This is a genomic window from Streptomyces sp. P6-2-1, from assembly GCF_050613165.1.
Classification (GTDB): domain Bacteria; phylum Actinomycetota; class Actinomycetes; order Streptomycetales; family Streptomycetaceae; genus Streptomyces.
On sequence record NZ_CP192513.1, the window covers coordinates 5,463,511 to 5,476,765 of the forward strand.

Consider the following 13,255-nt stretch of genomic DNA (forward strand, 5'->3'; position numbering starts at 1 on the left):
CACTGTGAGCCGTTGGGGTGATGTGAGTGTCTACCAGCGCTGGTCTAAACATGTCAACGATGCGTGAACACTGTGTGGCCTGCGACAACGGCAGAGGGCCCGCACCATTTGCCCGGTACGGGCCCTCATTGGTCTAGTCCGTTGAAACCTCCCCGGTACGGGGGGTGTTCAGGTGGCGGAGGGTGGCTCCGGCGGCCGCTGCGCCTCGCTCTCGCCCGCTCTGTCCGCCCCCTCCTGAGCCCCCCGCGCGCCCTCCTGCGGACCGGCGTACGCCGACGGATTCGCGCCAGGCGCGGGTGTCCCTTGCGGCGGTGCGGGATACCCGTACGGAGCGGGCTGCGGCTGCCCGGGATACCCGTACGCCGCCCCGGGCGCGCCCGGCTGCGGCGCCGGGGTCTGGGCCGGGGCCTGGGCCTGGGCCTGGGCCTGGGCCTGCGGCGGATACGCGTACGGATACGGAGCCGCACCGGCCGGTGGCTGCGCGCCGTGCGGGGCGGGGGCGGGCTGCTGAGGTCCTGCCGTGCCGGGCTGCGGCTGCGCGGCGTACGGCCCTCCGGGCGCGGCCGGCGACTGCGGCGACGCCGCCCCAGGCTGGGGCGGGTACGCCGCGTCGGGCCACGGCGGGTACGCCGCGGGGGGCTGCGGAGCGTACGCGGCACCGGGCTGCTGCGGGTACGCGGCCGGGGGCTGCGGGGGGTACGTCGCCTCGGGCCGCGGGGGGTACGTCGCGTGCGGTGGCTGCGCGGCGTACCCCGCTTCGCGCGCGCCGCCGGAGGCCGGGGGAGCCGCGGGCGGCATCGCGGCCCCGGGTGCCGGCTGCGGTCCCGGCTGCGCGTAGGGCGCGCCCGGCTGCGGCGTTCCGGGCAGCGGCCCACCGGGCTGTGCCGCGCCGGGCTGCCCCGTGGCGGCTTGTCCAGGGGCGGGGTATCCGGGGCCGCCCTGTCCCGCCCCGTACGGTGCGCCCGGCGGGGGTGCTTGCGGCGGGACCTGACCGGGCAGCGGGGGAGCGGCGACGGGGGGCGGGTTTCCGTCCGATGTCCACAGGCCCTGCGCCTGCTGGTGGCGCGCGAAGTCGTCGGCGACGACGGCCGCGAGGTCGAAGTACGCCTCGCGTACCTTCGGCCGCATCATGTCGAGATCGACCTCCGCACCCGCAGCGAGGTGCTCGTCGAACGGTACGACCACGACCTCCCTGCACCGTGTCCTGAAGTGCGACACGATGTCGTCGACCTTGATCATCTTTCCGGTCTCGCGTACCCCGGAGATGACCGTGATGCTCCGCGCGACCAACTCGGCGTACCCGTGCGCCGCGAGCCAGTCCAGCGTCGTGCTCGCGCTCGACGCGCCGTCCACCGAGGGCGTCGACACGATGATCAGTTGATCGGCCAGGTCGAGCACGCCGCGCATGGCGCTGTAGAGCAGCCCCGTGCCGGAGTCCGTGAGGATCACCGGGTACTGCCGTCCCAGGACGTCGATCGCGCGCCGGTAGTCCTCGTCGTTGAACGCCGTCGAGACCGCAGGGTCCACGTCGTTGGCGACGATCTCCAGGCCCGATGGCGCCTGCGAGGTGAAGCGGCGGATGTCCATGTAGCTGTGCAGATGCGGGATCGCCTGCACCAGGTCGCGAATGGTCGCGCCGGTCTCGCGCCGTACGCGACGTCCCAGCGTCCCGGCGTCGGGATTCGCGTCGATCGCGAGGATCTTGTCCTGCCGCTCCGAGGCGAGCGTCGCGCCGAGCGCCGTCGTCGTGGTGGTCTTGCCGACGCCGCCCTTGAGGCTGATGACGGCGATCCGGTAGCAGGACAGGACGGGGGTACGGATCAGCCCGAGCTTGCGCTGCCGCTCCGCCTCCTCCTTGCGCCCCCCGATCCGGAACCGCGAGCCGCCGCCCGCCGGGCGGCTGCTGCGTGCCTTCTGCTTGTTGCCACGCAGCAAGCGGTCGGAGGACAACTCGACGGCGGCTGTGTACCCGAGCGGTGCCCCCGGGTGCGTGCGCTGACGCTGGTCGTGCTGCATCGGCTGCGGCCACGCCGCGCCGAGCCGCGGGTCCGCAGGCCCGGCCGCCTGCCCCTGACCGGCCTGCGGAGAAAACCGCGGGTCCTGTCCCTGCTGGGGCTGCGGCTGCGGCTGCGGCGGCTGCGACGCGTCCCACTGCGCGCCCGCCTGCGGCACGCCGGGCGAGGCGTCGGGTACGTGCGGCGCCGGGGCCACCTGCGGGGGCAGGGGCTGTGCCGGCGCCGGGATGGGCGTGGCGGGGGCCGAGGGCGCGGCCTCCGGCGGCGCGGCGTTCTCGGGCGCGACGGGGGACCCGGGCTCGGGCGCGTCGGCGGGCGGCGTCGCGGGGCGTACCCGGTGCAGTCGCGTCGTCTGCGGATCGGCGGGCGAGGCGTCGTCGGCCGGGGCCGGATAGCCGTAGCCACCCTCGGCGGCGCGCGGCGGGAATCCGTACGCGGGCTGCGCGCCGGGCGAGGACGCCGCGGGGAAGCCGTAGCCCGCACGCGGCGTATCGGGGCGCGGGAAGCCGTAGCCGTCCGCCGCTCCCGGACGCGACGCGTCCTGCGGAGACGGGGACGCGTCGCCCTCCTTCTCCTTGCGCGCGACGTTGGCGTGCGGGGGCGGGACGAGTCCCGGCAGGTCCTGCCCAGCGAGGGAAGGCGGCGGCCAGGGGCGCCGTGTCTGCGGCGGCACCAGGGGACGCGGCGGTGCGGCGTCCTGCGGCGGGGAAGCCGCCTGCGGGGCGGAAGCCGCCTGCGGGGCGTCCTCACGCTCGACGGAGGGCGCGTCGTCGCGCCCTGCCGTGACCGGGGGTGACGCGTTCTCGACGTCGCCGCCCGCGCCGGCTGGCGCGGCGTCGGCGGGTGCGAAGGAAGGCGGCAGGGGCAGCCCCCCGGGCGGCGTCGCGGGCTGAGCCCACGCGTCGTGGTCCCCCGTCACGTCGCGTGGCTCGGGCGCGACGTCGCCCGGCGCGTGGTGCTCCGACGCCGCGACGTCGCTGCGCCACGCGTCCGTGGCATCGGCGGCGTCGCGTGGTCCGGCCTCCGGCACCCGCACGGCGTCGCGTCGATCCGTCTCCGCCGCCCGTGCGACGTCGCGCGGCTCCGCGTCCGCTACGTGGCCCGGCTCCGTACCCGGCGCGGCGTGCTGCTCCTGCTCGTCGGCGTCGCGCGGTTCCGCGTCGGCCGGGCCCGCCACGTCATCGGCACGCGCACCTGTCACGTCGCGTCGTTCCACCCCCTCCACGTCGCGCGCCGCGGCGTCGTCGACGCGCGCCGTGCGACGTGACGTCGCGTCGTCCGCGTCGCGCGGTGTCGCCGTGTCCTCCTCGTGCGCCGCGACCTGCTCGCGTCGTGGCGAGGGGAGCGAGAAGCGCACCGTCGCGCCGCTCTCCAGGTCGTCGGCGTGCGCGGGTGACTCGGCCGGTACGAAGCCGCTGCCCTCCGGGAGGCGCGGGACGGCGGAGACGGCGCCGGGGGGAGGGGTGAAGCCTGTCGCGGTCGGCGACGTGGGCGGCAGGGGAGGCAACATGAAGTAGTCCTCCTTCGCCTCCCGTCCACCGGGCGCGGACCCGCCTGGGTACGCCGCGTCGGCGGGTGTCGCCGCGCCGGGCGTCGCGTCGTCCCGTACCGCCTCGTCCGGCACCGCGTCCGCCGCCTCCGGCACGGACGGCGCGGCGTCGGCGTCCGGCGTCGCGCTCAGTTCCGCCGCGGCGTCGTCACGCGACGTCGCATATGCCACGTCGCGCCCGACGTGGCCCGCACGTGCCGCATCGTCGTCCACGACGTCCACGTCCGCGCCCTCGTCGCGACCTCGCGTCTCCTCCCGCGCCGTCGCGGCGCGACGTTCCGCGTCGTCGGCCGCGTCGTCGCGCGCTCCGGCCCGCTCCGACGCCGCGACGTCGCGTGCGTCAGCGCTTTCCGCCGCGTCGTCGCGCGCCCCGGTGCCTTCCTCGTCGCGCCCCGAGCCCTCGGCCCGCACGCTCCCCCAGGGCAACGCCGCTCCTCCGGAACTCTCGCTTCCTCCGCTGCCCGAACCGGCTCCGAAGGGCAGGCCCACCAGACCACCGAGCGACGTCGCCGTCCAGGAGGCGTCACCGCCGAGGGGTTCCGCGTCGGACTCGTCCTTGGCCCAGTCCCCGAAAGCCCGCGCGTCCTCCGCGTCCCGCACGCCGGACAATTCGCCTACGCCGGCCGCATTCGCCGAGGCGTCGGCCGGGCTCTCCCCGGCCACCGACTCCTCCACGGTGCCCTTCTCCTCGGTACCACCGACTTCGCCGCTGTCCCGCCCGCTGTCGCGCGACGTGTCGGCGCCCGGCACCTCGGCGCCCGGCACCTCGGCGCCCGGCACCTCGGCGCCCGGCACCTCCGCGCCCGCCACCTCGGCGCCCGCTTCCTTGTCGCTCGGCGCCGCCGTGGCCGTGTACCAGGCCGTCGACTGGTCGAAACGGAACTCGCCGGTCGACTCGACGGCGGATTCCTCGTGGTCAGCGCCGGAAGCCGAGCGGCCCCCGCGATACGCGTCCCGGTCGCTGCTCACAGCTCCTCCAGGTGATTCGGCACTCGTGCGTCGGGGCGGCGGCGTCACGTTCCCCCGCCGTGTCATGGGCCTGGAGAACCGGCCCGCCCCCGTGGCGGACTCCGTGGACCGGAGGGTCCCGCAGCGCGCCTGACACCAGACTAGTCATCACGTATGCCGAATAGCAGGGCCGTTCACGCGCATCGGGTGACCTCCGGGTCATCCTCCCGCGCGATGATCTCCCGAAGTCACGCGACGTGTTCCCGAGTTGAGGCCGGATCTCGCCCGCACCAGCCGCTCCGCGGGCCGCTGACGAGCAGGGGGGGCGCGTGCTGCGCAGGGGTCGACCCGCGTCCGGAAGCGGGGCAGAACGAAGGCCGGGTGCCCGATGCGGGCCCCGGCCTTCACACCATCGAGCTACGCGAGGTCGAATTCGCCATCACGCGCGCCGAGCACGAAAGCCGTCCACTCGGCCTCCGTGTAGCGCAGCACGGTGTCGTGGTCGAGCGAGGAGCGCATGGCCACCCCGCCCCCCGGCAGGTAGGCGATCTCGACGCGTTCCTCGTCCGGCGAGGTACCGGGCGGGCCGATCCACTCCACGCCCGAGATGTCGAGGGAGTACAGCTCGTTCTTCTCCCGCTCCTTACGCGCCTTCGTCTCCTCGTCCAGCTCCACCGGCGCGGCCGGTGCCGTGGCCTCGTGCTCCTCGGACATGAATGACTGGCCCTTCCCCGAAGTGGTCCTGTGCCCAGCTCACCCGTACGCGGTGCGCGAAGCGCGCGCCAACGGAGGGCGGCCTCAGCGTACTTGCCCCGCGTCCGCCTCGTACGCGATTCGGCAGGCTGTATGACAAAGCGGGTGACGCGCCGCGCGCCGCCTCGACCGGCGCGGGCGCTCTCCCGAGCCGCTCGCCGTCACGCCACGTCATCACCTCATCACGTCATCACGTCGTACGAGCGCATCGCGCCTCCTGCGCCCGCGCCTTGACCCGCTCTTGGCCACCCTCGCCGGCCCACCCCCAAGCGGTCTCGCCCACCCCTTCAAGCCACCCCGCCCAGCAACCCCAGGCGGTTCCCGCCCAGCAACCCCAGGCGGTTCCCGCCCAGCAGCCGGGCCGCGGCGGCCACCCCACGAGGCAGCGCCCAGGCCGCCGCGGACGAGCAGGAGACCCACCGCGCCGCGGCGCGAACCGCCCTGGGCGCCGAGGAGTGCGACGACGGACGCGAATCCGGCGAGGCCGTCGGTCGCGGCGAGCGCGATGGTGGTGAGGAGGACGAAGGAGAGCCGCCGGTCCCCGTACCGCCCGACCCAGGTTCCCGGCCCAGCCGCCCACTCACCGCCCCCACCGCCTCCCACCGCCCTCCGCAGCCCCCCATCGCCCCCACCGCCTCCCACCGCCCTCCGCAGCCCCCCATCGCCCCCACCGCCTCCCACCGCCCTCCGCAGCCCCCTGTCGCGCCCACCGCCTCCCACCGCCCTCCGCAGCCCCCTGTCGCGCCCACCGCCTCCCACCGCCCTCCGCAGCCTCCCGTCGCGCCCCCTACCCCCTCCAGCCCCGCCCCCTCGCCTCCGGGCTCCCGCCCTTCCTCCTCCGCCACCTCCAGCCCCCCGCCGCGCCCTCGCCCCATCAGCTCCCTCACCCCTCACCCCCTCCCCAGCCTCTATGCCCCCGCCCCCACCGCTCGCCAGCCGCCCCCGCCCCCGAAACTTCACCCCGCCCCACCCTGCTAACCTTGACATCGGCCGTATGTGTACGCGCTCCCGGAGTCTCTGGGGGCAGCGCCCAGCGTGCCCCGCCTCCCGAGTAACGGAAGCTCCCCGGCGATGCAGACCCGGGGCACTCGGTGGCTCATTGGATTCACTAGGAGATCGCGTGTCGCTCGACGCCGCCACGAAGAAGCAGATCATGGGCGAGTTCGCCACCAAGGAGGGTGACACCGGTTCTCCCGAGGTGCAGGTCGCTCTGCTCTCGCGCCGGATCTCGGACCTGACCGAGCACCTCAAGACGCACAAGCACGACCACCACTCCCGTCGTGGCCTTCTCATCCTGGTCGGTCAGCGCCGCCGGCTGCTCCAGTACCTGGCCAAGAAGGACATCGCGCGCTTCCGCGTGCTCGTCGAGCGCCTCGGCATCCGCCGCGGTGCGGCGGGCGCCCGCTGAGGTCGTCGTGAAGGGAGCGGTTCCCCTGCACAGGGAACCGCTCCTTTTGTTGTACGTGCGACAGGGACCGCTCAGTTTGTAGGCTGGTCCCCGTACGCACACCGATGAAGCAAACAAATGAACAGGAGAAGCGACTCCACGCCGCCGCCGGTCCTCGGTAGTGGCCCCCGGCAAGGCCCGCAGGCTCGCAGGCCGGAAACGCGGCTCGCAGGCCGGAACGGCCCCGCGAAGCCGGCAACGGCCCGCAAGGCCGAGTCCGGCCTCGCAAGGCCGGCCGCGACTCGTACGGCCCGCAAGGCCCGTACGGACCGTACGGCCCCAGAGCCGGAGCCCCCGGGTGCTTCGATCGAAGACCGGCCAGCAACCAGGAGCCGCTTCTCCACCGGCGACACCGCGACCCGCCACGGGCGGACCGCACCCCGCGACCCGCCACGGGCCCCTCCCCGGAGGGACCCCCACCGGGCCCGCACCCCGCGCCCCCTCCCCGGAGGGGCCCGCACCCCGCGAGACCCGCGCCCCACCAGGACGCGCGGCCTCGCACCACCCGCGCGCCCCTCCCGGAGGGACCCGCACTGCGGCCCCTCCCCGGAGGGACCCGCACCCCGCGACCCGCCACACGGGCGAGGCCGCGCGAAGACGAGACGTAAACGGAGAATCCCCTGGTGGAGAACGAGACCCACTACGCCGAAGCCGTCATTGACAACGGTTCCTTCGGCACCCGCACCATCCGCTTCGAGACGGGCCGCCTCGCCAAGCAGGCCGCTGGGTCCGCCGTCGCGTACCTGGACGACGACACGATGGTCCTCTCGGCCACGACCGCGTCCAAGAACCCCAAGGACCAGCTCGACTTCTTCCCCCTCACGGTGGACGTCGAGGAGCGGATGTACGCGGCCGGCAAGATCCCCGGCTCCTTCTTCCGCCGGGAGGGCCGCCCCTCCGAGGACGCGATCCTCACCTGTCGCCTGATCGACCGCCCGCTGCGCCCCTCCTTCAAGAAGGGCCTGCGCAACGAGATCCAGATCGTCGAGACGATCATGGCGCTCAACCCCGACCACCTCTACGACGTGGTCGCGATCAACGCCGCCTCCTGCTCCACGCAGCTCGCCGGCCTGCCCTTCTCGGGCCCCATCGGCGGCACCCGCGTCGCCCTCATCAAGGGCCAGTGGGTCGCCTTCCCGACGCACACCGAGCTGGAGGACGCCGTCTTCGACATGGTCGTCGCCGGTCGTGTCCTGGAGGACGGCGACGTCGCGATCATGATGGTCGAGGCCGAGGCCACCGAGAAGACGATCCAGCTCGTCGCGGGCGGCGCCACCGCCCCCACCGAGGAGGTCGTCGCCTCCGGCCTGGAGGCCGCGAAGCCCTTCATCAAGGTGCTCTGCAAGGCCCAGGCCGACCTCGCGGCGAAGGCCGCGAAGCCGACCGGCGAGTTCCCGATCTTCCTGGACTTCCAGGACGACGTGTACGAGGCACTCACCGCCGCCGTGCGCGGCGAGCTGGCCCAGGCGCTCACCATCGCGGGCAAGCAGGAGCGCGAGGCCGAGCTGGACCGCGTCAAGGGCCTCGCCGCCGAGAAGCTGCTCCCGCAGTTCGAGGGCCGCGAGAAGGAGATCTCCGCCGCCTACCGCGCCCTCACCAAGGCCGTGGTCCGCGAGCGCGTGATCAAGGACAAGAAGCGCATCGACGGCCGCGGCGTCACCGACATCCGCACCCTGGCCGCCGAGGTCGAGGCGATCCCGCGGGTCCACGGCTCGGCGCTCTTCGAGCGCGGCGAGACGCAGATCCTCGGCGTCACGACGCTCAACATGCTCCGCATGGAGCAGCAGCTGGACACCCTCTCCCCGGTGACCCGCAAGCGTTACATGCACAACTACAACTTCCCGCCGTACTCCACCGGCGAGACCGGCCGGGTCGGCTCCCCCAAGCGCCGCGAGATCGGCCACGGCGCCCTCGCCGAGCGCGCCCTCGTGCCCGTCCTGCCGACGCGTGAGGAGTTCCCCTACGCGATCCGCCAGGTCTCCGAGGCGCTCGGCTCCAACGGCTCGACGTCGATGGGCTCCGTCTGCGCCTCGACCATGTCGCTCCTGAACGCCGGTGTGCCCCTCAAGGCCCCGGTCGCCGGTATCGCGATGGGCCTCATCTCCGAGACCGTCGGCGGCGAGACGCACTACGTCACGCTCACCGACATCCTCGGTGCCGAGGACGCCTTCGGCGACATGGACTTCAAGGTCGCCGGTACGAAGGAGTTCGTCACCGCGCTCCAGCTCGACACCAAGCTCGACGGCATCCCCGCCTCCGTGCTGGCCGCCGCGCTCAAGCAGGCCCGTGACGCCCGCCTCCACATCCTCGACGTGATGATGGAAGCGATCGACACGCCGGACGAGATGTCCCCCAACGCCCCGCGGATCATCACCGTCAAGATCCCCGTGGACAAGATCGGCGAGGTCATCGGCCCCAAGGGCAAGATGATCAACCAGATCCAGGAGGACACCGGCGCCGAGATCACGATCGAGGACGACGGCACCATCTACATCGGTGCCGCCGACGGCCCCGCCGCCGAGGCCGCCCGCACCACGATCAACAGCATCGCCAACCCGACGATGCCGGAGGTCGGCGAGCGCTACCTGGGCACGGTCGTCAAGACCACGACCTTCGGCGCGTTCGTCTCGCTGCTGCCCGGCAAGGACGGCCTGCTGCACATCTCGCAGATCCGCAAGCTCGCCGGTGGCAAGCGCGTGGAGAACGTCGAGGACGTCCTCGGTGTGGGCCAGAAGGTCCAGGTCGAGATCGCCGAGATCGACTCGCGCGGCAAGCTCTCCCTCATCCCGGTCATCGAGGGCGAGGACGGCGACGAGAAGAAGGACGACACGGACAAGTGACGTCACGCAGTCCGCGTACGACGGCCCGCCCCTCCACCAAGGGGCGGGCCGTCGCCCGTACCACCGAAACCACGAAGCGGGCCGCCAAGCCGGCGAAGCCGGCGGCCGCATCCACGAGGGCTGCGGCCCCGGCCGCCAAGGCCCGCACCCAGACCCTCCTGCCCGGCAAGGACGGCGTCGGCACGGTCCGCCGCACGACGCTCCCCGGCGGCCTCCGCGTCGTCACCGAGACCCTGCCCTCGGTCCGCTCCGCGACCTTCGGCATTTGGGCGCACGTCGGCTCCCGCGACGAGACCCCGACGCTCAACGGCGCGACGCACTACCTCGAACACCTCCTCTTCAAGGGCACCAAGCGCCGCAGCGCCCTCGACATCTCCGCCGCGCTCGACGCGGTCGGCGGCGAGATGAACGCCTTCACGGCGAAGGAGTACACGTGCTACTACGCGCGCGTGCTCGACACCGACCTGCCGCTCGCCATCGACGTCGTCTGCGACATGCTCACGGGCTCGACCCTGGACCCCGCCGACGTCGACGCCGAGCGGGGCGTCATCCTCGAAGAGATCGCGATGACCGAGGACGACCCGGGCGACGTCGTGCACGACCTCTTCGCGCACACGATGCTCGGCGACACGCCACTCGGCCGCCCCGTCCTCGGCACCGTGGACACGATCAACGCGCTCGGCCGCGACCAGATCGCCCGCTTCTACAAGCGCCACTACGACCCGACGCACCTCGTCGTCGCCGCGGCGGGCAACGTCGACCACGCGAAGGTCGTACGGCAGGTACGCGCCGCCTTCGACCGCGCGGGCGCGCTCGGCCGCGCCGACGCCGCCCCGCTCGGCCCCCGCGAGGGCACGCGGCTCATCAAGGCCGCGGGCCGCGTCGAGGTCCAGAACCGCCGCACCGAGCAGGCCCACGTCGTGCTCGGCGTGCCCGGCATCGCCCGTACCGACGAGCGCCGCTGGGCCCTCGGGGTCCTCAACACGGCCCTCGGCGGCGGCATGTCCTCGCGCCTGTTCCAGGAGGTGCGCGAGAAGCGCGGCCTTGCGTACAGCGTGTACTCGTACACCTCCTCCTTCGCCGACTGCGGTCTCTTCGGCGTCTACGCCGGATGCAGGCCCAGCCAGGTCGACGACGTCCTGAAGATCTGCCGCGACGAACTGGAGACCGTCGCCGCGCACGGCCTCGACGACGACGAGATCCGCCGCGCCATCGGACAGCTCGCCGGGTCCACCGTCCTCGGCCTGGAGGACACGGGCGCGCTCATGAACCGCATCGGCAAGAGCGAACTGTGCTGGGGCGAGCAGCTCTCCGTCGACGACATGCTCGCGAAGATCGCCGCGGTCACCCCCGACGAGGTCCGCGCCGTCGCCCGTGACATCCTCGGTCAGCGCCCCTCGCTGTCGGTGATCGGGCCGCTCAAGGACCGCCAGTCGGCGCGCCTGCACGAGGCCGTCGCCTGAGCGACGCGCGACGTGGCACCGGGAACCGGGCGACGTCGCGCACCGACCGCACCGCCGCGCGACGTCGCGTCGTCGACCCCGTACGACGCGACGTCGCGCGGCACCGGCGTCGTACGCGACGTCGCGTCGTCCCCACGCGACGTCGCGTCACGGCGCCGCCCGCCCGACCCGCCCCGGACCCCGTACGCACCCGGAGGAAGACACCACATGAGCAAGCTGCGCGTCGCCGTCATCGGCGCCAGGGGCCGGATCGGCTCCGAGGCCGTCCGCGCCGTCGAGGCCGCCGACGACCTCGAACTCGTCGCCGCGATCGGCCGTGAGGACCCGCTGACGGCACTCACCGAAGCGGGCGCCCAGGTCGCCGTCGAACTGACCCGCCCCGACGCCGTCATGGCCAACCTCGCCTACTGCCTCGACCAGGGCATCCACGCCGTCGTCGGCACCACCGGCTGGACCGACGAGCGCCTGACGCAGGTGCGCGAACGGCTCGCGACGTCGCCCGGCACCGGTGTCCTCATCGCCCCGAACTTCTCCGTCGGCGCCGTCCTCACGATGAAGTTCGCGCAGGCGGCCGCGCCGTACTTCGAGTCCGTCGAGGTCATCGAGCTGCACCACCCGAAGAAGGCCGACGCGCCCTCCGGCACCGCCGCGCGCACCGCGCAGCTCATCGCCGAGGCCCGCGAGGCCGCCGGGAGCGCCCCCATGCCGGACGCGACGGCCACGGCGCTCGACGGCGCGCGCGGCGCCTCGGTGGCCGGCGTGCCCGTGCACTCCGTACGCCTGCGCGGCCTTCTCGCCCACCAGGAGGTCCTGCTCGGCGCCGAGGGCGAGACCCTCACCATCCGGCACGACTCGCTGCACCACAGCAGCTTCATGCCGGGCATCCTGCTCGGCGTACGCCGCGTCGTGGAAACGCCAGGGCTCACCTTCGGCCTGGAACACTTCCTCGACCTGAGCTGAGCGGAACCGATGCGCGCCAAGCTGACCTACGCGGTCACCGCCCTCGTCCTCGTCTTCTACTTCGTCCTCGCGGGTGACCGCGGCATCCTGCTCATCCGGCAGGGCACCGCGGTCACCGTGCTCTTCGGCGTCGCGGTCCTGATCCTGCCGCTCATCGGCATCTGGTTCCTGTGGCAGAACACGCGCTTCGTCACGCGTGCCAACGCCCTCGCCGCCGCGCTCGACGCCGAGGGCGGCCTCCCGCCGGACGAACTCGAACGCACCCCGTCGGGCCGCATCGACCGCGCGTCGGCCGACGCCGTCTTCGCACGCCGCAAGGCTGAGACCGAGGACCACCCCGACGACTGGCGGTGCTGGTTCCGCCTCGCCGTCGCCTACCAGGACGCCCGCGACACCCCCCGCGCCCGCAAGGCCATGCAGCACGCCCTGCGCCTGCACGCGAGGGACCGGGCGGCCGCGCCCTCCCTCACCCCCCGCGACTGACCCGGCGCGGCACACGCGAGAGGGGCGGGCGGCACGTCGCTTGCCACCCGCCCCTCCTGCGCTCCGGCTACGAGCCCGCCACCGCGCCTCAGCGCCGCCCGGCCGCCTGCCCCGTCACGTACTCGTCCGCCCACGCCTCCAGCGTGTCCGCCGCCCGCTCGAAGCCCTCGGTGCGCGAGAGGAAGTCCGCGTTGTGGTCCGTGAGCAGCGGCCCGGTGACACTCTGCCGCCGCGCCGTCAGCACGACGGCCTGCCCCTGCACGCTGCGCGGCAGCCCCAGGACCTTCACCGGCTGCTGCACGGTGCGCACCGCGCTCACCTGGCCCCAGGGGTACGTACGCGTGCGCAGGAACCCGGTACGGCGCACGCCGCGCGCACTCACCCAGGCCCCCATCCGCAGCCCGCGCAGCGCGCCCGCTATCAGCAGCACCGCGAAGACCACCGAGGCGAGCGCGCCGCTCGCGTTCTTGGCGAGGCCGATCGCGAGCGCGGCGACGAGCACGAAGGAGGCCAGCAGCAGCACGAGCGCGGCGAGCGCCACGCGCCAGGGCCCGGGGCGGTACGGGCGGCGCCACACCTCGCGGTCGTGGTACGGCAGCGCGACGTCGTCGGCGCCCTCCTCGAAAGTGCGGTCCGCCGTCAGGAAGGGCAGGGGCACGACTGGTTCCTCACTCATTCCGCGCGCACAGGGAGTTGCGACAGGGGTTGTGAGCGGTGAGGCTACAGAGACCCCCGGCCATTCACCACTCCGGGGGTCTGTGCGCGCAGCCGTGCGAATCCCCGCACAGGGGATGTGA

At 73.7% G+C, this 13,255-nt stretch carries 8 protein-coding genes; 5 read left to right on the forward strand and 3 right to left on the reverse strand.

Annotation, left to right across the window (positions count from 1 at the left end; all coding sequences use genetic code 11):
* Positions 1 to 168: 168 nt before the first annotated feature.
* Positions 169 to 4,533, reverse strand: a complete 4,365-nt coding sequence (locus ACQYWQ_RS23315) for an SCO5717 family growth-regulating ATPase (RefSeq protein ID WP_431037203.1) — start codon at positions 4,531 to 4,533, stop codon at positions 169 to 171.
* Between the two features lie 396 nt (positions 4,534 to 4,929).
* Positions 4,930 to 5,226: a DUF397 domain-containing protein gene (locus tag ACQYWQ_RS23320; RefSeq protein WP_007821465.1), complete on the reverse strand. Its 297-nt coding sequence runs from the start codon at positions 5,224 to 5,226 to the stop codon at positions 4,930 to 4,932.
* 1,159 nt (positions 5,227 to 6,385) lie between these two features.
* Here ACQYWQ_RS23320 and rpsO point away from each other — a divergent pair.
* From rpsO to ACQYWQ_RS23345, 5 genes are all read left to right on the forward strand, one after another.
* The gene (gene rpsO, locus ACQYWQ_RS23325) at positions 6,386 to 6,673 is read left to right on the forward strand and encodes a 30S ribosomal protein S15 (RefSeq protein ID WP_007821463.1); all 288 of its coding nucleotides are present in this window, start codon (positions 6,386 to 6,388) and stop codon (positions 6,671 to 6,673) included.
* Between the two features lie 662 nt (positions 6,674 to 7,335).
* Complete coding sequence (locus ACQYWQ_RS23330; protein ID WP_431037205.1) at positions 7,336 to 9,552, forward strand: polyribonucleotide nucleotidyltransferase; 2,217 nt, start codon at positions 7,336 to 7,338, stop codon at positions 9,550 to 9,552.
* Positions 9,549 to 11,015: a M16 family metallopeptidase gene (locus ACQYWQ_RS23335; protein ID WP_431037207.1), complete on the forward strand. Its 1,467-nt coding sequence runs from the start codon at positions 9,549 to 9,551 to the stop codon at positions 11,013 to 11,015. Before ACQYWQ_RS23330 ends, ACQYWQ_RS23335 begins: the two co-directional genes overlap by 4 nt.
* 207 nt (positions 11,016 to 11,222) lie before the next feature.
* Positions 11,223 to 11,975 carry a 4-hydroxy-tetrahydrodipicolinate reductase gene (dapB, locus tag ACQYWQ_RS23340; protein ID WP_431037208.1) on the forward strand — a complete coding sequence of 251 codons (753 nt, stop codon included), beginning with the start codon at positions 11,223 to 11,225 and terminating at the stop codon, positions 11,973 to 11,975.
* A gap of 9 nt (positions 11,976 to 11,984) precedes the next feature.
* Positions 11,985 to 12,458, forward strand: coding sequence for a hypothetical protein (locus ACQYWQ_RS23345; RefSeq protein WP_431037210.1), 474 nt, complete (start codon positions 11,985 to 11,987; stop codon positions 12,456 to 12,458).
* 88 nt (positions 12,459 to 12,546) lie between these two features.
* On the opposite strand, the gene ACQYWQ_RS23350 is transcribed toward ACQYWQ_RS23345, so the two are convergent.
* A complete protein-coding gene (locus ACQYWQ_RS23350; protein WP_431037211.1) occupies positions 12,547 to 13,116 on the reverse strand; it encodes a hypothetical protein in 570 nt (189 codons plus the stop codon).
* Positions 13,117 to 13,255 lie beyond the last annotated feature (139 nt).

Coding starts and splice junctions, on each gene's coding strand:
- ACQYWQ_RS23320 (WP_007821465.1), bottom strand. CDS start 5,226: ATGTCCGAGGAGCACGAGGCCACGGCACCGGCCGCGCCGGTGGAGCTG.
- ACQYWQ_RS23345 (WP_431037210.1), top strand. CDS start 11,985: ATGCGCGCCAAGCTGACCTACGCGGTCACCGCCCTCGTCCTCGTCTTC.
- dapB (WP_431037208.1), top strand. CDS start 11,223: ATGAGCAAGCTGCGCGTCGCCGTCATCGGCGCCAGGGGCCGGATCGGC.